The organism is Luteibacter jiangsuensis (genome assembly GCF_030812295.1).
Classification (GTDB): Bacteria; Pseudomonadota; Gammaproteobacteria; order Xanthomonadales; family Rhodanobacteraceae; genus Luteibacter; species Luteibacter jiangsuensis_A.
The window spans coordinates 413,072-432,284 of sequence record NZ_JAUSSK010000005.1 but is presented as its reverse complement, the minus strand read 5'-3'; the positions used below and the strand labels follow the sequence as shown (position 1 = coordinate 432,284).

Annotated in this window: 15 protein-coding genes and 1 riboswitch; of the genes, 7 read left to right on the top strand and 8 right to left on the bottom strand. The window is 65.7% G+C overall.

What is annotated here, in order from left to right; genetic code table 11:
• The first annotated feature begins 44 nt into the window (after nucleotides 1-44).
• Genes J2T07_RS18190 through J2T07_RS18175 form a run of 4 tightly spaced genes read left to right on the top strand, consistent with a single transcriptional unit; the run spans nucleotide 45 to nucleotide 4,086 of the window.
• Nucleotides 45-758: an MtnX-like HAD-IB family phosphatase gene (locus tag J2T07_RS18190; RefSeq protein WP_306851980.1), complete on the top strand. Its 714-nt coding sequence runs from the start codon at nucleotides 45-47 to the stop codon at nucleotides 756-758.
• Entirely contained in the window at nucleotides 755-2,158 is a 1,404-nt protein-coding gene (locus J2T07_RS18185) for an aspartate aminotransferase family protein (RefSeq protein WP_306851978.1), read from the top strand. The genes J2T07_RS18190 and J2T07_RS18185 overlap by 4 nt, the downstream gene beginning before the upstream one ends.
• A gap of 16 nt (nucleotides 2,159-2,174) precedes the next feature.
• On the top strand, nucleotides 2,175-3,239 hold the full coding sequence (locus tag J2T07_RS18180) for a GNAT family N-acetyltransferase (protein ID WP_306851976.1): 1,065 nt from the start codon (nucleotides 2,175-2,177) through the stop codon (nucleotides 3,237-3,239).
• Complete coding sequence (locus J2T07_RS18175) at nucleotides 3,217-4,086, top strand: arginase family protein (protein ID WP_306851975.1); 870 nt, start codon at nucleotides 3,217-3,219, stop codon at nucleotides 4,084-4,086. Before J2T07_RS18180 ends, J2T07_RS18175 begins: the two co-directional genes overlap by 23 nt.
• A 131-nt stretch (nucleotides 4,087-4,217) precedes the next feature.
• Here J2T07_RS18175 and J2T07_RS18170 read toward each other — a convergent pair whose 3' ends face one another.
• On the bottom strand, nucleotides 4,218-5,231 hold the full coding sequence (locus J2T07_RS18170; protein ID WP_306851974.1) for a YeiH family protein: 1,014 nt from the start codon (nucleotides 5,229-5,231) through the stop codon (nucleotides 4,218-4,220).
• Between the two features lie 92 nt (nucleotides 5,232-5,323).
• Between J2T07_RS18170 and J2T07_RS18165 the strand changes: the two genes are divergently transcribed.
• The gene (locus tag J2T07_RS18165) at nucleotides 5,324-6,199 is read left to right on the top strand and encodes a LysR family transcriptional regulator (protein WP_306851972.1); all 876 of its coding nucleotides are present in this window, start codon (nucleotides 5,324-5,326) and stop codon (nucleotides 6,197-6,199) included.
• A 29-nt stretch (nucleotides 6,200-6,228) separates the two neighbouring features.
• On the opposite strand, the gene J2T07_RS18160 is transcribed toward J2T07_RS18165, so the two are convergent.
• From J2T07_RS18160 to J2T07_RS18140, 5 genes are all read right to left on the bottom strand, one after another.
• On the bottom strand, nucleotides 6,229-7,215 hold the full coding sequence (locus J2T07_RS18160) for a two-component system response regulator (RefSeq protein WP_306851970.1): 987 nt from the start codon (nucleotides 7,213-7,215) through the stop codon (nucleotides 6,229-6,231).
• The gene (locus tag J2T07_RS18155; RefSeq protein ID WP_306851968.1) at nucleotides 7,212-7,781 is read right to left on the bottom strand and encodes a chemotaxis protein CheB; all 570 of its coding nucleotides are present in this window, start codon (nucleotides 7,779-7,781) and stop codon (nucleotides 7,212-7,214) included. Before J2T07_RS18155 ends, J2T07_RS18160 begins: the two co-directional genes overlap by 4 nt.
• Entirely contained in the window at nucleotides 7,778-8,617 is an 840-nt protein-coding gene (locus J2T07_RS18150) for a CheR family methyltransferase (protein WP_306851966.1), read from the bottom strand. Before J2T07_RS18150 ends, J2T07_RS18155 begins: the two co-directional genes overlap by 4 nt.
• A gap of 1 nt (nucleotide 8,618) precedes the next feature.
• Entirely contained in the window at nucleotides 8,619-12,272 is a 3,654-nt protein-coding gene (locus J2T07_RS18145) for a response regulator (protein ID WP_306851965.1), read from the bottom strand.
• A 63-nt stretch (nucleotides 12,273-12,335) separates the two neighbouring features.
• Nucleotides 12,336-13,241 (bottom strand): CPBP family intramembrane glutamic endopeptidase, encoded by a 906-nt coding sequence (locus tag J2T07_RS18140; RefSeq protein WP_306851962.1) that lies wholly within the window; start codon nucleotides 13,239-13,241, stop codon nucleotides 12,336-12,338.
• Nucleotides 13,242-13,374: 133 nt separating this feature from the next.
• On the opposite strand from J2T07_RS18140, the gene J2T07_RS18135 reads away from it, so the two are divergent.
• Nucleotides 13,375-15,033 carry an FAD-dependent oxidoreductase gene (locus tag J2T07_RS18135; RefSeq protein WP_306851959.1) on the top strand — a complete coding sequence of 553 codons (1,659 nt, stop codon included), beginning with the start codon at nucleotides 13,375-13,377 and terminating at the stop codon, nucleotides 15,031-15,033.
• Between the two features lie 25 nt (nucleotides 15,034-15,058).
• Here J2T07_RS18135 and J2T07_RS18130 read toward each other — a convergent pair whose 3' ends face one another.
• Together J2T07_RS18130 and J2T07_RS18125 are read right to left on the bottom strand one after the other, a co-directional pair.
• Complete coding sequence (locus tag J2T07_RS18130) at nucleotides 15,059-16,660, bottom strand: peptide chain release factor 3 (protein ID WP_306851957.1); 1,602 nt, start codon at nucleotides 16,658-16,660, stop codon at nucleotides 15,059-15,061.
• Nucleotides 16,661-16,724: 64 nt separating this feature from the next.
• Nucleotides 16,725-17,738 (bottom strand): cysteine synthase A, encoded by a 1,014-nt coding sequence (locus tag J2T07_RS18125; RefSeq protein WP_306851955.1) that lies wholly within the window; start codon nucleotides 17,736-17,738, stop codon nucleotides 16,725-16,727.
• A 231-nt stretch (nucleotides 17,739-17,969) separates the two neighbouring features.
• Nucleotides 17,970-18,082: riboswitch (SAM riboswitch) on the top strand.
• Nucleotides 18,083-18,174: 92 nt separating this feature from the next.
• Here J2T07_RS18125 and metX point away from each other — a divergent pair.
• Entirely contained in the window at nucleotides 18,175-19,212 is a 1,038-nt protein-coding gene (gene metX, locus J2T07_RS18120; RefSeq protein WP_306851952.1) for a homoserine O-succinyltransferase MetX, read from the top strand.
• Nucleotide 19,213 lies beyond the last annotated feature (1 nt).

Sequence of the window (19,213 nt, the reverse complement as noted above, 5' to 3'; positions counted from 1 at the left end):
TGCACCACTAGCCTGCGCTGCAAACTGGTCAACGGCGCATCCACGTGCTCAGCCCCTCCTGGAACATCCTGTGTGACTTCGACGGCACGATCGCCGTCGAGGACGTCATCGACTCGCTGCTGGACCGCTACGGGCGGCCCGGCTGGGAGATCCTGGAGCGCGACTGGCGCGCCGGGACCATCGGCTCGGCGGTCTGCATGGCGGGTCAGGTCGCCTTGCTCGACATGAGCCACATCGAACTCCAGCGCCATCTCGGCGGCCTGCGCATCGACCACGGTTTCGCCGCCTTCGTGAGGGCGACCGTCGAGCACGGCATTCCGATGGAGATCGTGAGCGACGGCATCGACCACGCCATCCACGCGATCCTGGCCAATCATGGTATTCAGCGCCTGCCGACGGTCGCCAACCACCTGCTGCAAGTGGGTGAGCGCGAGTGGAACCTCACCTCGCCGTACAGCGTGCAGGGATGCCGCAGCGGGACCTGCAAGTGTGCGCGTGTCGACGCGGCGCGGGCGCGCGGCGGCAAGACCCTGTTGATCGGTGACGGCGCCTCCGACTTCTGCGCGGCCGACCGTGTCGATTTCGTCTTCGCGAAGAATCGCCTGATCGAACATTGCCGTGCCGCCGGCATCCCGTACGCACCCATCGCCAGTTTCGATGAGGCGCTCGAACTCCTTCCCGATCTTCTCGACGGACGCCTGCCACCGCGAACCGTCATGCCCCTCCCCGCGGCGAACCCCCAGGAACTGCCTGCATGAACATCCTCACCAAGAACGCGCCCCTCGTCATCGACGATGCGGCCTTGCTCGCCGACGAGGCGAAGTACTGCTCCTTCGGCGATACCGTGCACTACGTCGATCCGCCGAAGATCTTCCGCCACGCCGAAGGAAGCTACATCTACGACAGCGAGAACATCCCGTTCCTCGACCTGCAGATGTGGTATTCGGCGGTCAACTTCGGCTATGGCAACAAGCGTCTGAACGATACCCTGAAGGCGCAGATCGACCTGCTGCCGCAGGTCGCCAGCCAGTACCTTCACCAAGGCAAGATCGAACTGGCGAAGACCATCGCGGTCGATGCGAAACAGAAATTCGGCCTCGATGGCCGCGTGCATTTCAATGTCGGCGGCGCGCAGGCGGTGGAGGATTCGCTCAAGCTCGTGCGCAACGCGCGCGGTGGCAAGAGCCTGATGTTCGCGTTCGAAGGTGGTTACCACGGCCGCACCCTCGGTGCGTCGGCCATCACGTCCAGCTACCGTTATCGCCGCCGCTTCGGCCACTTCGGCGAGCGCGCGATGTTCATCCCGTTCCCGTATCCGTTCCGTCGCCCGAAGGGCATGACGGCGGAAGAGTATTCCGATGCCTGCGTGCGCCAGTTCGAGCGCCTGTTCGAAACCGAATACAACGGCGTGTGGGACCCGAAGGTCAACGAGGCCGAATACGCCGCCTTCTATGTCGAGCCGATCCAGGGTACCGGCGGCTATGTCATCCCGCCGAAGAACTTCTTCATCGACCTGAAGAAGGTGCTCGACAAGTACGGCATCCTTATGGTGGTCGACGAGATCCAGATGGGTTTCTGGCGCACCGGGAAGCTGTGGTCGATCGAGCATTTCGGCGTCACGCCCGATGTCCTCGTGTTCGGCAAGGCGCTCACCAACGGGCTCAATCCATTGTCGGGTATCTGGGCCCGCGAGGAACTGATCAACCCGACGGTGTTCCCGCCCGGCTCCACGCACTCCACCTTCAACTCGAACCCGCTGGGCACCGCCCTGGGACTCGAGGTGATCAAGATGGGTTACGAGCTGGACTACGGCACGCGCGTGGCCGAGAAGGGCAAGCATTTCCTCGAAGGCCTGCGCGACCTGCAGAAGCGTCACAAGGAAATCGGCGACGTCGACGGCCTCGGCCTGGCGCTGCGTGCGGAGATCTGCACGGACGACGGCTTCACGCCGAACAAGGCGCTGCTCGACCGCATGGTCGACATCGGCCTGGCCGGCGGTCTCACTCACGAAGGCAAGAAGATCGGTCTCGTGCTCGATGTCGGCGGCTGGTACAAGAACGTGATCACGTTCGCGCCATCGCTCGACATCAGCCACGACGAAATCGACCTCGCCATTGCGTTGCTCGACCAGCTCCTCACGCTGGCCAAGCGCGGCTGATCCCCGGCAGCCAACCATGGCGTTCGTGAACCAGCTCGAGCCGGATGCATTGCTCGGGCACTTCGAGCGTCATCCGCCGCACGGCTTCACCCCTGTCCGTGCGGCGGATGGCGCGCCACTTTTCGTGGCGCCGTTCGACCTGCTCACCACCGCCGACGACGCCTTGCGGCGACGCGTGGCGGCCTTGCCCTTCCAGCGGTTGCTGAAGCGGTTGCTGACCCCCAGGACGTGCTTCGCCGGAACCACCGTTTCCGAGTATTCCCTGTTCGCCAGGGATAGCGATCCCGTCGCCGTCGCGGAGGCCTTGGCGCATGGGCCGGGTCGCGCGCACCCGTTGCTGGTGGTCAAGGATCTCGCCCTCGATTCGCCGTTGACCGCCGTCGCCGACCGGGCATGGACCGCCCGCTTCGCCGATGCCGCGCGCGAGCGTGGGTACCTGATCGTCGAAGGCCAGGCGCTCGCCTACGTGCCGATCGATTTCGTGTCGATCGAGGAGTACCTCGGTCGCCTGTCATCGTCGCGAAGGAAGAACCTGCGCCGCAAACTCCGTTCGCGCGGCCGGCTGGCCGTATCGGTGACCCCCACCGGCGCGGCTTTCGCGGCCGATGCCAGCGTGGACGCGTATTACGCACTCTTCGAGAACGTATACGCACAGAGCGAAGTCCACTTCGACAAACTCTCCCGCGATTTCTTCGCCGCCGCGCTGCGCGAGCCGGGCGGCGTCGTCATGTCCTACCACGCCGATGGCGGGTTGGTCGGGTGGAACCTTTGCTACGAACACCAAGGCAAGTTGCTCGACAAGTACGTCGGTTTCGCCTACCCGGCGGCACGCGAACTCGATCTCTATTTCGTGAGCTGGTTCGTGAACCTGGAGTACGCTCTCACGCGGGGATTGACCCATTACGTCGCGGGTTGGAGCGACCCTGCCGTGAAGGCTTCGCTCGGCGCGCGCTTCCACCTGACCCGGCATGCGGTGTTCGTGCGTAACCCCTTGCTGCGCGCGTTGCTGCGCCGCTTCGCGCATCGCTTCGAGCCGGATAGCCAGTGGGAGGTTCCCGATGCGGCAGCCCGTCGTTCTTGACCTGGACGATTCCGTCGGGCCTTTGGCTGGACGTGTCGTGTTGCCGCTACGCGATTGGGAGGAAACGATCCGCTTCGGTTGTTCCATGCGCCGGCTTCATCGCTTCGGCCAGCTGCTCGCCGGTACGCTGCCACGCGAACATGGCACCGTGTTCCTCGGCAGTGGCGATTTCCATCACCTCACACTGCCGCTGGTGCAGCGCGTTCCCGGCGATTGGCGCTTCCAGGTGGTGGTGATCGATAACCACCCCGACAACATGCGCTTCCCATTCGGCGTGCACTGCGGATCGTGGGTGCGCCGGGTGGCCGCGTTGCCGCGTGTCAGCCACGTGCATGTCGTGGGAATCACATCCGGCGACATCGGCCGCAAGCATGCCTGGGAGAACTACCTGACGCCGTTGCGCGCGGGCAGGCTCACCTACTGGTCGGCTGGTGTCGACGTGTCCTGGGCGTCCCGCTTCGGGATCGCCGCATCCTTTCGTTCGTTCGACGATACGGAAGCGATGGTCGAGGCCTTCGTCGACGCGCAGCGGACCCGGCGCGAGCCCGTATACCTGTCGATCGACAAGGATGCCTACGCTCCCGATGTCGCGATGACGAATTGGGACCAGGGCACACTGAGCGAGGCTGGCGGCGCCGCGATCATCGGTGCCGTTCGCGGCCGGCTCATCGGCAGCGATATCACCGGAGAGATCTCGAGGTATCGCTACAAGTCCTGGTGGAAACGGCGGCTGAGCGCGATGGATGGACAGGTCGAGGCAGACGGTCACAGGCTCTCCGAGTGGCAGGCGCAACAGCATGCGTTGAACCTGCGGTTGCTCGCCTTGATAGAGGGCAATCGCCGCTGAAGCGGCTCCCACCTTGGTTGCCGTGCCGTGGTAGCCCGCTTACTGTTCTCGGGTCTGCGGCTGTTGTGGGAGCCGCTTCAGCGGCGATGCTCCCACATTACCGGAGGGAGCCGACCCTGTCGGCGATGCCTTTACCAGCGCCCGATAAGGTGCTGCACCAGCAAGCTGGTCAACGCCACCGCCGCCCAGACACCCAGCCCGAGCAGGATCGGCCGCGGTCCGGTCGACGCCATCCGGCGCAGGTCGGCGGACAAGCCGATGGCCGTGAGCGCCACGATGATCAGGCACTCGGCGGCGAAGTGGATCACGGGTAACACGGCCGCGGGAATCACGCCCGCCGTGCGGATCGCCGATGCGACCAGGAACCACAGGATGAACCACGGGAAGATCTTGGCGAGGCTGAAGCCGGTGGCGCCGCCGCGCTTCTCGCGCCAGGCCACGACCAGGGCGATGACGAGGCAGATCGGAATGATCAGGGTCGCACGGGTCAGCTTCACGATGGTCGCGTAATCGCCCGCGGCGTGGCTGTAGCTGTAGCCGGCCGCCACCACGGAAGACGTGTCGTTGATCGCCGTGCCGGCCCAGAGACCGAAGCCGAGGTCGGACAGGCCCATCCAATGGCCGAGCGCGGGAAACAGCAGCACGGCGACGAGATTGAACAGGAAGATCGTCGAGATCGCGAAGGCGGTGTCGTGCTCGTCCGGTTTCACGATCGGCACGACCGCCGCGATGGCCGAGCCGCCGCAGATGGCCGTACCCACGCCGATCAGCAATTTGAGGGTGTCATGCACGCGAAGGAGGCGGCCGAGCCCCCATGCCGCGAGACCGGCGGCGGCAACGGTCGCGAGGGTGACCGATAGCGACTCCAGGCCGGTATGGGCGACCTGCTTGATGCTGAGGCCGAAACCGAGGGCGACGATGGACCATTGCAGTACCTGCTTCGACGCGAAGCGGATCCCAGGAAGGAAACGCGTCGACGGCGACGCGAACTGGCGGACCAGGATACCCAGGACGATACCGAATACCGCGCCCCCGACCAGTGGCATGGCTCGCCCCAGGCCGAAGGCAACGGCGGCCACGGCGAAGGCGAGGCATATGCCCGGCAGGCGCGAGGAGGAGGGCGACGGAGCGGCAATGGCGGACACGGGAAAATCCTTGCGGGGAGACGGACCTATTCTCGGTCCGCCAAGTCGATAAGCATATTGAAAATAGCTTATTAGAAGTATCAGTATTACTGATGCATTTCATCAGCCCCCGGCAACTCGAGGTGTTCGTGGCCGTGGCCACCACGGGCAGCGTGCGCGTCGCCGCCGACCGGTTGTTCCTCAGCCAACCCGCCGCGAGCATGGCGTTGGCCGAACTGGAACGGCAGATCGGTCTTCCGTTGTTCGCCCGCGAGCGGGGGCGCCTGCGCCTCAACGACCGTGGCCGCGAACTGTTGCCACTTGCGCGTGAGCTGTTGGAACGTCATGCGGAATTCGGCCGCCGGGCGCAGGGCACGATCACCGAGCTGGCGGGCGAAATCGGCATCGGTGCAAGCAATACGGTCGGCAACTACCTGGTAGGCGATCTGCTCGGGGGGTTCGCGGCCGCGCATCCGGGTGTGTCGCTGCGTCTGGGCGTGGCCAATACCGCGCGAATCGCGCAGGGCGTGCTCGATCATGAATTCGACATCGGCTGTGTCGAGGGCCCGGTGGCTCACCCGTCGCTCGAGGTTCGCCCCTGGCGGGAGGATCGCCTGGTGGTGTGCGCGCGGCCCGAGCATGCGCTGGCACGAAAGAAGCGCTTGCGCCGGGAGGACTTCGCCGGCGAGCGTTGGGTGCTGCGCGAGCGTGGCTCGGCGACCCGGGCGTTGAGCGAGCGGGCCCTGGCGGAATTGCCGGAAGGCAGCACGGTACTGGAACTGGACCAGTCCGAGGCGATCAAGCAGGCGGTGATCGCAGGGTTGGGCATCGCTTGCCTGCCCGAGGTGGCCGTGGGCGACGCCGTCCGGGCAGGGCGGATCGCGATGTTGCCGACGCCTTTCCTCGACTTGAGGCGTACGTTATCGGTGTTACTGCATCGACAGCGCTACCGTGGGGCGGTGCTCGAGGCGTTCCTGGCGACCCTCTAGCCGGCGGCCTCCTGTTTCCCGTCTCCCTGTCACCCCAGAACGCAACGGTTCTTCCCGCCGCGCTTGGCCTCGTACATCGCCCCGTCGGCCGCGGCGACGAGGTCGTCGTAGCCTGTCCCCGCGCGAAACATCGTCACGCCAATGCTGGCGCCGACCCTGGCGGGGATGGGTATATCGCCCACATGCAGCATGTATGGCTCTCCCACCGCCTCGCATAGCGCCTGGCAGCGCACGAGGGCGCCTTCCGCACTGGCGGCGTCATGCAACAGCACGGCAAATTCGTCGCCGCCCAGGCGGGCGACCGTATCGGTTCCGCGTGTGCGGGCGTCGATGCGCGCGGCGATCGCCTTGAGCAGCTCATCACCGGCTGCGTGGCCATGGGCATCGTTCACGGCCTTGAATCCGTCGATATCGATATAGGCGAGTGCGAACGGTGCTCCTCCGCTACCCAGTTCGATGGCAGCTTCCAGGCGGTCGCGGAACAGGACGCGATTCGGCAGGCCTGTCAGCGCATCGTGGGTAGCCTGGTGTCGCACCAGTTGCTCCATGCGTGTGCGTTCGGCCACCTCGCTGGTGAGCTGCCGGTTGCGCAGGGACAACTCATCCAGGGCCTGCTGCAGCAAGGCACGTGCGCGATAGAGTTCAAGGAAGATCTTGACCTTGGACTGCAGGATCACGTCGTTGATCGGCTTGGCGATGTAGTCGACGGCACCAGATGTATATCCCTTGATCCGGTTGATGTCGTCCGCATAGGCGGCCGTGACGAAGATGATCGGCGTCTCGCTCAGGTGGTCGGTTTCAGAGATGAACTGGGCCACCTCGAAGCCGTCCATCTCAGGCATGTTCACATCGAGCAACACCAGCGCGAACTGGTGGTCCAGGCAGAGCGCGAGCGCCTCGTTGCCACTGCCCGCCTCGAAGATATCGGCATCCGCGCGGGCGAGAAGGCGACGCATGGCCACCAGGTTGGCGGGCGTGTCGTCGACGACAAGGATTTTCGGGCGGAGCGGATTCATGGCAGGCACAATTCGTTGATCTTCGCTGCGATCGCGTCCAGTGTCAGGCAGGCATCCGCTCCCGCGAGTTCCAGCGCGGCCCGCGGCATCACATCGGCTTCGGCGGTCGCCGGCTCTTGCACGACAGCGTAACCGCCGGCCCGGCGCACGGCTGCGATCCCGTTCGCACCATCGGAGTTCGCCCCAGTCATCAACACGGCGACCAATCGCTCGCGCCATGCCTCCGCGGCGGTTTCGAACAGTACATCGATCGAAGGCCGCGCATAAGCCACGCGCGCATCGACGCTGAGGGAAAACCGGAAGTTGTCTTCCACCAGCAAATGGTAACCGCTGGGTGCCACGTGGACCACGCCCGGATCGGCGGGCGCACGTTCTTGCGCTTCGGTCACTGGTAGCGGGCAAACGCGCGCGAGCAACTCGACCAGCAGCGAGACGTCAGCCGAGCCTGTATGGCAGCAGAGCACCACCGGCACGGCGAGATGACGATCCAGGCCCGGCAGCACACGTTGCAGCGCGGAGAGTCCACCCGCACTGCAACCCATGACCACGGCGTCGTGTGTACTCATCTGGCCAGTGGCCTCGCGCCCGATCCACCTGCCTGATAGATGCGCATGGCCTGGTCGATGTCGGTGAATCCCGCTGCCGCCGGGGAGAAATCGATGTTCTCGCGGGTGCCGAGGCAGAGGAAGCCGCCGCGGACGAGGCTGTCCCTGAACAGGCCGAGCGTGCGGTCCTGCAAGGCATTGCTGAAATAGATCAGCACGTTCCGGCAGAGGATCAGATGCGCCTCGCAGAACACCTTGTCCGTAACGAGGTTGTGGTTGATGAAGGTGACATGGCGGCGCAGGCGCCGGTCGAGCTTGATGAACTCGTAGCGCGCGCTGTAGTAGTCGCTAAAGGAGTGCTTGCCGCCGGCTTCCAGGTAATTGCGCGACCAGTCCCGGGCGTCCCGCGTCGCATAGATACCCTCGGCCGCGGCCGCGAGCGCGGCATCGTTGAAGTCGGTGGCATAGATCCGGGTGCGGTCGTAGAGTCCGGCCTCCTCCAGCATGATCGCCAGTGAATACACTTCCTGTCCGTGCGCGCAGCCGGCCTGCCAGATATTGATCTCCGCATAGGAGGCCAGCACCGGAAACACCTTGTCGCGCAGGGCGCGGAAAACCGGGGGATCACGGAACATCTCCGACACGGGAACCGAGAGGCCCTCGACCGCCTTGCGCAGGAAATCCTGGTCATGCAACAAGCGCGTGGTGAGGCCGCTGATCGTGCCGGCATCGTGCGTGCGCACGAGTTGCTGGATCCGTCGCTTCAGCGACGCAGGCGCGTAGTCGCTGAAGTCGTATCCGTGGCGCAGTTGCATGGCGCGCACGAAGAGCTGGATCTCGATGTCCTCGACGTCCATGTCAGACCCGCGCCGGCAGCCATACGCGGATCATCGACAACAGGCGGTCGACGTCGATCGGCTTGGAAAGGTAATCGTTGGCACCCGCTTCGAGGCATTTCTCGCGGTCGCCGCGCATGGCCTTGGCGGTGAGGGCGATGATCGGCACCTGTGCCAGCGCCGGTTTCGCCCTGATGGACCGCATGGTCTCGTATCCATCCATCACCGGCATCATGATGTCCATCAGCACGAGCTCGATGGTGGGGTCCTTGTCCAGCGTGTCGAGAGCCTTCCGTCCATCCTGGGCCATCACCACGTCCATGCCTTTCGCACGCAACACCTTGGATAGCGCGAACAGGTTGCGCATGTCGTCGTCGACAAGGAGAAGGCGGTGGCCGCGCAGGTCGCCGTCCTCCAGGCCGTCCGCCGTGGCCGATGCCTCGGCACGCACCCCTCCACCGTGGCGGATCGAGTGCAGGAACAGGCTCACTTCGTCGAGCAGGCGCTCCGGCGAGCGGGCGCCCTTGACGACGATGCTGTCGGTGTACTGGCGGATGCGCATGCTCTCTTCGCGCGAGAGGTCGCGCCCTGAATACACCACTACGGGTGGCGTATACCCCGCTTGCGACAGCCGCTCGAGGAACTCGAAGCCGGTCATGTGTGGCAATCCAAGATCGAGGACGATGCAATCGAACGGCTTTTCCGCGGTCATCGCGAGCGCTTCCTCACCGGAGGCCGCTTCCTCGATAAGGACGGAATCATCCTTGAGCAGGCTGCGCACGGCGGCACGGGCGCTGGCGTCGTCGTCCACGACGAGGAGGTGACGCGTGCGGCCCTCGGCGAAGTGCAGGAGGCGTTCGAAGGCCGCCGTGATCGATTCCCGGCTGACGGGCTTGGTGAGGAATCCCACGGCACCCAACTCCAGTCCGCGCGTGGCGTCGTCCGTGGCCGAGATGAAATGCACAGGTATGTGCCGCGTGGCGGCTTCGGCTTTCAGCCGTTCGATCACCGTCCAGCCATCCATGCCCGGCAACATCACGTCGAGCAGGATACCGGTTGGGCGATAGCGCTTGGCCAGGGCGAGTCCCGACTCGCCGTCGGCCGCGGCGAGCACGCGATGGCCCTTGCGGTGGATCATCGCCGCCAGGATACGTGCAAAGGCAGGATCGTCCTCGACGACGAGGATGGCGGTGTCGCCGGGATTCAACGAATCGCGGTCGTCTTCGATCGTCTCGGCGAGCAGGCCGGGTGATAGCGGTAGCGTGGCCTCCGCTGCGGCTTGCTGCAGGGGAATGGGTTCCGGACGGCCGTCGCCTTCCGGCGCCTCCTCGGGCAGGTGGATCGTGAAGGTGCTGCCTTCGCCGGGTGTGCTGCGCAGTGAGATGTCACCGCCGAGCAGCATGGCGATACGCCGCGAAATGGCCAGACCAAGCCCCGTGCCGCCGAACTGGCGACTGGTGCTGGCGTCGACCTGTTCGAAGGCGTGGAAGACGCGTTGGAACTTGTCCCGGGGAATGCCGATACCCGAATCCGTCACGATGATGGCGATCGCCCGCGCGGCGTCGAGCCCATCGGGAAGGCGGGCATCCGCGGCTGGCCGCGAGATAGTCACACCGACACGGCCGCTGGCGGTGAACTTGAACGCGTTGCTGAGCAGGTTGTTCACCACTTGCTCCAGCTTGCCGCCGTCGGTACGTATCGTGGCCGGAAGACGGGGATCGAGGTGGATCTCGAAATCGAGTTTCTTCTCCTGGGCCACGTGGTTGAAGGTACGCCCCAGGGTGCGCGCCAGGTCGGCCAGGGGGAGTGGTTCCACCACCAGTTCCATCTTTCCAGCCTCGACCTTGGAGAGGTCGAGGATGTCGTTGATCAGGCGCAGCAGGTTGGACCCTGCGTCATGGATGATCCGTGCGGATTCGACCTGTTCGGCGTTGAGGTTCTCCTCGTCGTTGTCGGCCAGGCTGCGCGAAAGGATCAGCAGGCTGTTCAGTGGCGTACGCAGTTCGTGCGACATGTTGGCCAGGAACTCGGACTTGTACTGGCTCGCGCGCGCCAGTTCCTCGGCCTTTTCCTGGGTCTCTCGCTGAAGTGCTTCGAGCGCCTCCTTCTGCTGGTTCAGCGTGATGCTCTTTTCGCGCAATTCTTCGTTCGAGGCGTGCAATTCCTCGGTCTGCACGCGCAGTTCCTCTTCCGAGGCGACCAGCCGCTGCGACTGCTCCAGCAACTCGGCGGTCTTGGCTTTCAGTTCTTCGTTGGTGCTGCGCAAGTCTTCCTGCTGGCGGCGCAACGCTTCCTCGGAAGCCCGCAGCTCGTCGGCCTGGCTTTGCGTCTGTTCGAGCAGGGCGCGGGTGCGCAGGGTGCGGGCGAGATTCTCCAGCGATAGCGCGACAATGGGCGTCAACTCATCGAGCAGGCGCTCCTGCACGTCGGTGAGGTGGGTGAAGCTGGCGATCTCCAGAACGCCGAGCAGGGTGTCTCGCAGTAGGACGGGAACGACCACGACGCTGCGTGGTGGCGCCTCCCCGCTGCCGGAATGGATGCGCGTGTAATCGTCGGGGACGTCCTGCAGGACGATGGTGCGCCGTTCGATGGCCGCCTGCCCGACCAGCCCCTCGCCGAGGGCGTAGTCGGCGGTGACGTGGCGACGCTGCTTGTATCCGTAGCTGCCGAGCAGTTCGAGCCGGCCGGTTTCTTCGCGGAAGACGTAGAACACGCCCAGCCCGGACTTCAGGTTCGGCACCAGTTCGGAGAGCAGCGTGTCGGCGAAGTCGCGGTAGGAGGTGGCGGCCTGGAGCCGGTTGGAGATGTTCGTGGCGGTCGACTTCAACCACGTCTGCCCGGCCGTCTCGATCGCCATTTCCTTGAAGACCTGCAGGGCGCGGGCCATCTCGCCGATCTCGTCCTTGCGTTCGAGCTGGCGCACCTCGATCGAATGGTCGTGGTTCGACAATCGCGTCATGAGCCCCGTCATGCGCACGATCGGCCGCGTGATGAGGCGGAACGTCATGACGATCACGATGCCACCGATGAGCACGCAGAGGGCGAGCGAGGCGATATCCACGTACCGGATGGCTTTCACCTCCGCGTCGAGCTCGGCGTTGCGCTTGGCCAGCAGGGCGCGTTCGGTCTCCGCCATTTCACGGATGTGCTTGCGGATATCGTCCATCAAGACGGTGCGCTGCACGAAGTAGCCCCGGCGGATGGCCTCGCGCGCGGCGACGCCTTCCGGTGTCGCGGCATCGCCGATGGCCCGCATGGGCTCGAGGCCGATCGTCAGCACCTCCCTTTTCCAGCGGTCGAGCATCTCCTGCAAGCGGTCGATGCGCGACTGCTGCAGGGGGTTGTCCGCGGTGAGTCCGCGCAGGCCCGCCAAGCTGCGATCGAGGTCGCGATCGGCGGCCTCGAAGTCGGCGTACTCGTCCTCCGATTGGTTGAGCATGTAGCCGCGCGCGCCCGCCTGGCGGGTCTGCGCATCGTCGCTCACTTCCGCCAGCGTGAGCAGCACTAGATACGTATGTGAAGACCATTCGCGCGAGTCGTCCTCACGGCCCAGCGAGACGAGGTTGCTGATGCCGACCGCCACGAAGAGGATCAGCAGCATGCCGATGGCGAGCACGATCTTGCGCTGGAGAGGCTGGTTGGCCAGCCAGGAGTACTTCTTTTCAGTCGAAGGCATGTGACAGCCCAATGAGGACGGGAAGGGGCGTCGCGCCCCGGATCACCACGTTACCGAAATGGCTCAGGCGGATTGCGCACGATTTCGGCGCCACGGTGGTGGAACCAGTGTGCCACGGCGCAGGGCGATCGCCAGGCAGCCCGCCGTGACGACCGAACACAGGCCCAGCGCCACCACGGATGCTTCGGCGCCGAACGCCCCGCCGGTGAGCCAGTCGGGCCCGCGCATGTGCGAGGCAAGGAGGCCGTGCTGTTCGAAGCCGGACACGGGGATGCCGTAGACGGGGCCCTGCGCCACGTTCCAGGCAGCGTGCATGCCCATGCAAACCCATAGCGACCGGGTCACGTGGTACAGCAAGCCGAAAAGCAACCCCGCCTCGATGGCGATGGCGAGCGCGCTCCACGCGGTGGCATTGGGGTTCCACGCGTGCAGGCCGCCGAACACCGCAGCCGAGAACAGCAAGGCCGCCCACGTACCCAGGCCTTCCTCCACGATGCGGAAGATCACGCCGCGGCTGACGATCTCCTCGCCGACCCCGGCGCCGACGCCAAGCACCAGGACCGGGCCCAGCCAAGGCACATCGTGGTTCACCCCGTCGACCACGAATGCCCCGAGGGCCCACAGGGCGCCCACGACGAGCGAAAAGAGCGCGGTGCCGCCGGCGATGCCGAGGAGCACATGAGGTACGGCCTTGCGCGGAGCGAGCTCGTCGATCCTGCGGTTTTCAATGATCCGGACCAGCAACCAGTAGGCCAGCACCACCGGGGCCAGCCGGAATAGTTCGATGAGCGGCGTGACGTCGCTGAAGGGTATGGCGCCCTTGGGCAGGCCGAGGCCGTCGTAGATCCGGGCGATGACGACGCCAATGAGGAAGGCCGTCGCGGAGAAGGCCACGATCCGCCCCAGGGGTGAGCGGAGCAGGCGCAAGGGCAGTGCTGGGCGGGTCGCGACAGTTGGCTCGGCTGACATGGGCATCTCGCGTAGAGGGGCTTGCGCACGCAGTCTACGCAGGCATGATGGTGCTCCGATACAAGATAGTGCAACGCCGCTTCCATTAAGGTCGCGGCCATGGGCGGGTACGCCCGGACCTGGAAATCAAGCGATGGCCATCCCCTCCGAAAACGACCCCTCGAGCCCGACGAACCGGCGAGAGCAGACGTTTCCCCACCTCAACGAAGAGATGGCGGCGCGCCTGGTGAAGTACGGGGTGGAGGAGGTCGTTCCGTCGGGTACGGTCCTGTTCCGGCGGGGCGACCGGCGGATCGATTATTTCTTCGTGATCGAAGGCTGCATCGAGGTCTACGACATCGGCGAAGACGGCCATCCAAACGTGTTCACCGTCCATGGGCCGAACCAGTTCACCGGCGAGGTGGACCTGTTCAGCGAGCGGCAGATCATGGTGAATGGCCGGACCGGTTCCGATACGCGCCTGGTCCGCGTCGATCCGCCGAGTTTCCGCAAGCTGGTCTCGGGAGAGCCGGACATCGGCGAGATCATCATGCGCGCCTTCATCCTGCGCCGCGTGGGCTTGATCCAGAGCGGGCAGGGAGGGGTCACGCTGGCCGGTTCCGCTCACGCCGCCGATACCGTGCGCCTGCGCAGCTTCCTGATCCGCAACGGCTATCCCTACCGCTTGCTCGACACCGACATCGATGAAGATGCCCGGCACCTGATCGATGGCTTTGGCTTGCATCCCTCGGAATGCCCGGTCGTGATCATGCCGGACCGCCGCGTGATGCGTTGCCCCACCACCTCCGAACTGGCCGATGAGCTGGGCATCACCATCGTGCTGGACAGCGATCACGTGCACGACGTGGCCGTGATCGGCGCGGGACCGGCCGGCCTGGCCGCGGCGGTGTACGCGGCGTCCGAAGGGCTGGACACCCTCGTGCTGGAGGCGCTTGCGCCAGGCGGGCAAGCCGGTACCAGCTCGAAGATCGAAAACTACCTCGGCTTTCCCACCGGCATCTCGGGCCAGGCGCTGGCCGGCCGTGCCCAGGTGCAGGCGATGAAGTTCGGCGCGCACATGGCGATAGCGCGCTCGGTACAAGGCATGGATTGCTCCAGGCATCCCTACCGCCTTTTGCTGGACGACGGCACATCGGTGGCCGCCCGCGCGGTCGTCGTCGCCACCGGTGCGCGCTATCGCAAGCTCGACCACGTGGACTACGACCGGTTCGAAGGCCAGGGTATCCATTACGCCGCCACGGCGATGGAGGCCACGCTTTGCGCAGGGGAGGACGTGGTGGTGGTCGGCGGCGGCAACAGCGCGGGCCAGGCGGCGGTGTTCCTGGCGCGCACGGTGGCCCACGTGCATATCCTCGTGCGCGGCGACGGCCTCGCGGCCACCATGTCGGACTACCTCGTGCAGCGCATCGCGCAATCGCCGCGGATCACCTTGCACGCGCGCTGCCAGATCGACCACCTCGACGGCGATGCCTACCTGCGGGAAGTGGGCTGGAAATGTACCGACGGGACGCAGAAGCGGATCAAGGCGGGCAGCCTGTTCGTGATGATCGGTGCCGAGCCGAACACGGGCTGGCTCGAAGGATGCCTCGACCTCGACCGCAAGGGCTTCGTGGTGACCGGACGCGACGCGGACGGCTACGCCACGCCTTCACCGTTCGCGACGACCTTGCGCGGGGTGTTCGCGGTGGGAGACGTGCGTTCGGGCTCGATCAAGCGAGTGGCGTCCAGCGTGGGCGAGGGCTCGGTGGTCGTGCAGGCGATCCACCGGTTCCTCAATCCGTCGCCCGTTTGACCGTCCGGTTCCCCGGGCGGCGAACTCAGACTTCGACCGCGGACGCATGCTCGCGCGTGGCCGAGAAGCGCACCGCCGGCCAGCGTTCCTGTGCGAGCTGCAGATTGACACGGGTCGGCGCGAGGTAAACCAGTTCGCCCGCGCCATCGATGGCGAGGTTGCCGGCGTTCTTCTCGCGGAATTCCTCGAGCTTCTTGGCGTCGTCGCAATGGATCCAGCGCGCCGTGGCGACCCCTACCTGTTCGAACGTGGCATCGACGTTGTATTCGTCTTTCAGGCGATAGGCCACGACGTCGAACTGCAGCACACCCACCGCGCCGAGGATCAGGTCGTTGGACATCAGTGGGCGGAAGAACTGCGTGGCGCCTTCTTCCGAAAGCTGGGCCAGTCCTTTTTGAAGCGCTTTCATCTTCATCGGGTCGCGCAGGCGCGCGCGACGGAACAGTTCCGGCGCGAAGTTGGGGATGCCGGTGAAGGAGAGCGGTTCGCCTTCGGTGAAGGTGTCGCCAATGGTGATCGTGCCGTGGTTGTGCAGGCCGATGACATCGCCGGGAAAGGCGCGCTCGACGATCTCGCGGTCGGAAGCCATGAATGTAAGCGCGTTGGCGATGCGCACTTCCTTGCCCGTGCGCGTCTGCTGCATCTTCATTCCGGCGGTATAGGTGCCCGAGCAAACGCGCATGAACGCCACGCGGTCGCGATGCGCGGGGTCCATGTTCGCCTGGATCTTGAATACGAAGCCCGTGAGTTTTTCTTCCTCGGGTTTCACTTCGCGCGTGAGGGTTTCGCGCGATCGCGGCGACGGCGCATGCTCGACGAAGAAATCGAGCAGCAGTTGCACGCCGAAGTTGTTCACGGCGGAGCCGAAGAACACAGGGGTCTGCTTGCCGGCGAGATAGGCGTCGATGTCGAACGGGTTGGACGCGCCCAGCACGAGCTCGAGTTCGTCACGCAGTTCATCCAGCGCGGCCTGGCCGATGCGGCCAGCGAGGTCCGGATGATCGAGGCCCTTGAAGATGGTGGAATCCTGGCGGGTGAAGTTCTTGCCCGGCTCGAATACATGCACTTCGTCCAGCAGCACGTGGTAGACGCCTTTCAGGCGTGAACCCATGCCGATGGGCCAGGTGAGAGGCGCGCAGGCGATGCCGAGCACCGATTCGACCTCGTCGAGCAGCTCGATCGGCGGGCGGCCTTCGCGGTCCAGCTTGTTGATGAAGGTCATGATCGGCGTGTCGCGCAGCCGGCAGACTTCCATCAGCTTGATCGTGCGTTCCTCGACGCCCTTGGCGCAGTCGATGACCATCAAGGCCGAGTCGACCGCCGTGAGCACGCGGTACGTGTCCTCGGAGAAGTCGGCATGGCCCGGGGTGTCCAGCAGGTTGACGATGGCGTCGTTGTACGGGAACTGCATCACCGACGAGGTGACCGAGATGCCGCGTTCCTTTTCCAGCGCCATCCAGTCCGAGGTGGCGTGGCGCGCGGCCTTGCGGCTCTTCACCGAACCGGCCATCTGGATGGCACCGCCGAACAGGAGGAGCTTTTCGGTCAACGTGGTCTTGCCGGCGTCGGGGTGACTGACGATGGCGAAGCTGCGCCGACGGCGGGTTTCGGTGAGGTGTGAGGACATCGTTCTCGGGTCGCTGATTCTGGCTAACCCCCTATTCTATCAGGGAAGGTTGGGGAAGCCCGGGCTAGGGGAACGCCCGGTCCAGCCATTCGGGTACCGGGATGCCCTTGCCGCGCAGGAAGGACGGATTGAACAGCTTGGCCTGGTAGCGCATGCCGCCGTCGCAGAGCACGGTGACGATGGTGTGGCCGGGCCCGAGCTCCCGGGCCAGGCGCAGCGCGCCAGCCACGTTGACGCCACTGGAGCCGCCCACGCAGTAGCCCTCGCGCTGGAGCAGGTCGTGCAGGACCGGGACGGACTCGGCATCCGGGATCGTCCAGGCCAGGTCGACCGGGGCGTCGGCGAAGTTGGCCGTGATCCGGCTGCTGCCGATGCCCTCGCTGATCGAGGTGCCTTCGGCGGCCAGCTCGCCGGTGTTGACGAAAGCCGCCAGCGCCGAACCGCCGGGATCGGCCAGGGCGATGCGGATATCCGGCCGCCGGGCCTTCAGGGCGCGGCCCACGCCGGCCAGGGTGCCGCCCGTACCCGCGGCGCAGACGAAGCCGTCCACCTTGCCGCCGGTTTGCTCCCAGATCTCGGGCCCCGTATGGGCCTCGTGCCAGTCACGGTTGGCCGTGTTGTCGAACTGGTTGGCGAACCACGCGCTGCCGGGCTCTTGCTCGTTCATCTTCCCGGCCAAGGCCCGGGCGACGTGCACGTAGTGCCCTGGGTCCTTGAAGGGAGCGGCGGGTACCAGTCGCACTTCGGCGCCGGTGACCCGCAAGGCGTCGATCTTCTCCCGGCTCTGGGTCTCGGGCATGACGATCAGCGTGCGGTGACCCCGGCTGGCTCCGAGCAGGGCCAGGCCGATGCCGGTATTGCCGGCCGTGCCCTCCACCAGGACACAGCCGGGACGGACCAGGCCACGGCGTTCGGCATCGTCGAGCAGGCCCAGGGCGGTGCGGTCCTTCACCGAGCCGCCCGGGTTCAGGAACTCGGCCTTGGCCAGGATCTCGCAGCCGGTGGCCTCCGATGCATGGCGCAGGCGAAGGAGCGGCGTCTGGCCGACGGCGGCGGCGAAGGAGGTCCGGATAGGCATGGCCGGATGTTAACCCGTCCGGCCCGGGCGCTGGTCCACCCTTTCGGGAGCCGCTCCTGTGGGAACCGACCCTGCGGGAGAGCCGCCCCTGTGGGAGTCGGCTCCCACAGGGTCATATCCCACCGGATCCGGTGCAAGATCCAACATATGCATCGCAAGAAATGGAAGTATGGACATCTGGACGTCTAAACGTCTGTTGACACCTACCATATCCAGGCGTATCGTCGGTTCCACTCATCGAGACCGGCTGAGGGACAGGCCCTTTGAAGCCGGGGCAACCTGCGGATTTCCGCGACGGTGCCAACTCCTGCGGGGCGTGTTTCACGTCAGCCGATAGATGGGATGTCCGTTTCGGGGCACGCCACCGCGTACCCGCCGAGCCGACAGTCCGTACACGGTATCCGCAGGGCTCGATCCCGAACGCAGGAACCCGGACATGTCAGCTGAGCCCCTCAAAGTGATCTCCCTCCCCGAAGTGGCCGTCCCCGCCGCGCCGCGTTGCGCGGCCGATCTCACCGAACAGCGCGGTACCCGCCGCGTGTCCCTCAAGCCGAAGTACGGTAGCGACTCCGTCGCGGTGGACGTGCGCTACCTCTGGTGCGGCGCGCCGCATGCGCCGACGGTGATCGTGCAGGGCGGCATCTCGGCCGACCGCGATGTCTGCGCCGGCCGCGAGCGCGCCGCCGGCTGGTGGCAGGATCTGGTGGGGCAGGGCGCCGCGATCGATCTCGCGGCATGCCGCGTGCTCTCGATCGACTGGCTGGTGCCGGCGGACCTGGGCGATGTCGCCTCGGTCTCCAGCGAAGACCAGGCCGCGGCGTTGGCCGCGCTGGTCGACGAGCTCGGCATCGGTCGCGTGCATGCCTTCGTTGGTTCCTCGTACGGCGCGATGACCGGCCTGGCCTTCGCGGCGCTGTACCCGGAAAAGTTGAAATCGCTGGTGCTGCTCGCCGGCGCGCACCGCCCGCATCCGCTGGCGACGGCGCAGCGTTCGGTGCAGCGCGGCATCGTGCGGCTGGGCATCGCGTCGGGCCGCACCGACGAGGCGCTGGCGCTGGCCCGGCAGCTGGCGATGACCACCTATCGCGGCAGCGAGGAGTTCTCGCGCCGCTTCGCCGCGGGCCCCGAATTGCGCGAGGGCCGCTTTCATTTCCCGGTGGAAGACTATCTGGAACACGCCGGACGGCGTTTTGTCGAACGGTTCGAACCGGAGCGTTTCCTCGCGCTGTCCGAGTCGATCGACCTGCACGACATCTCGCCGGAATGTGTTTCCACGCCGACCACGCTCGTGGGCTTTCCGTCGGATCGTCTCGTCCCGCTGGCCGACCTGTGTGAATTGCAGCGCCGCCTCGGCGGCACCGCCACCCTGGAAGTCGTGGATTCGCCCTACGGTCACGACGCCTTCCTCAAAGAAACCGTGCAGCTCGCCCCCGTGCTGCGTCACGCACTCAACGACTGTCGCGGAGACCGCTAAG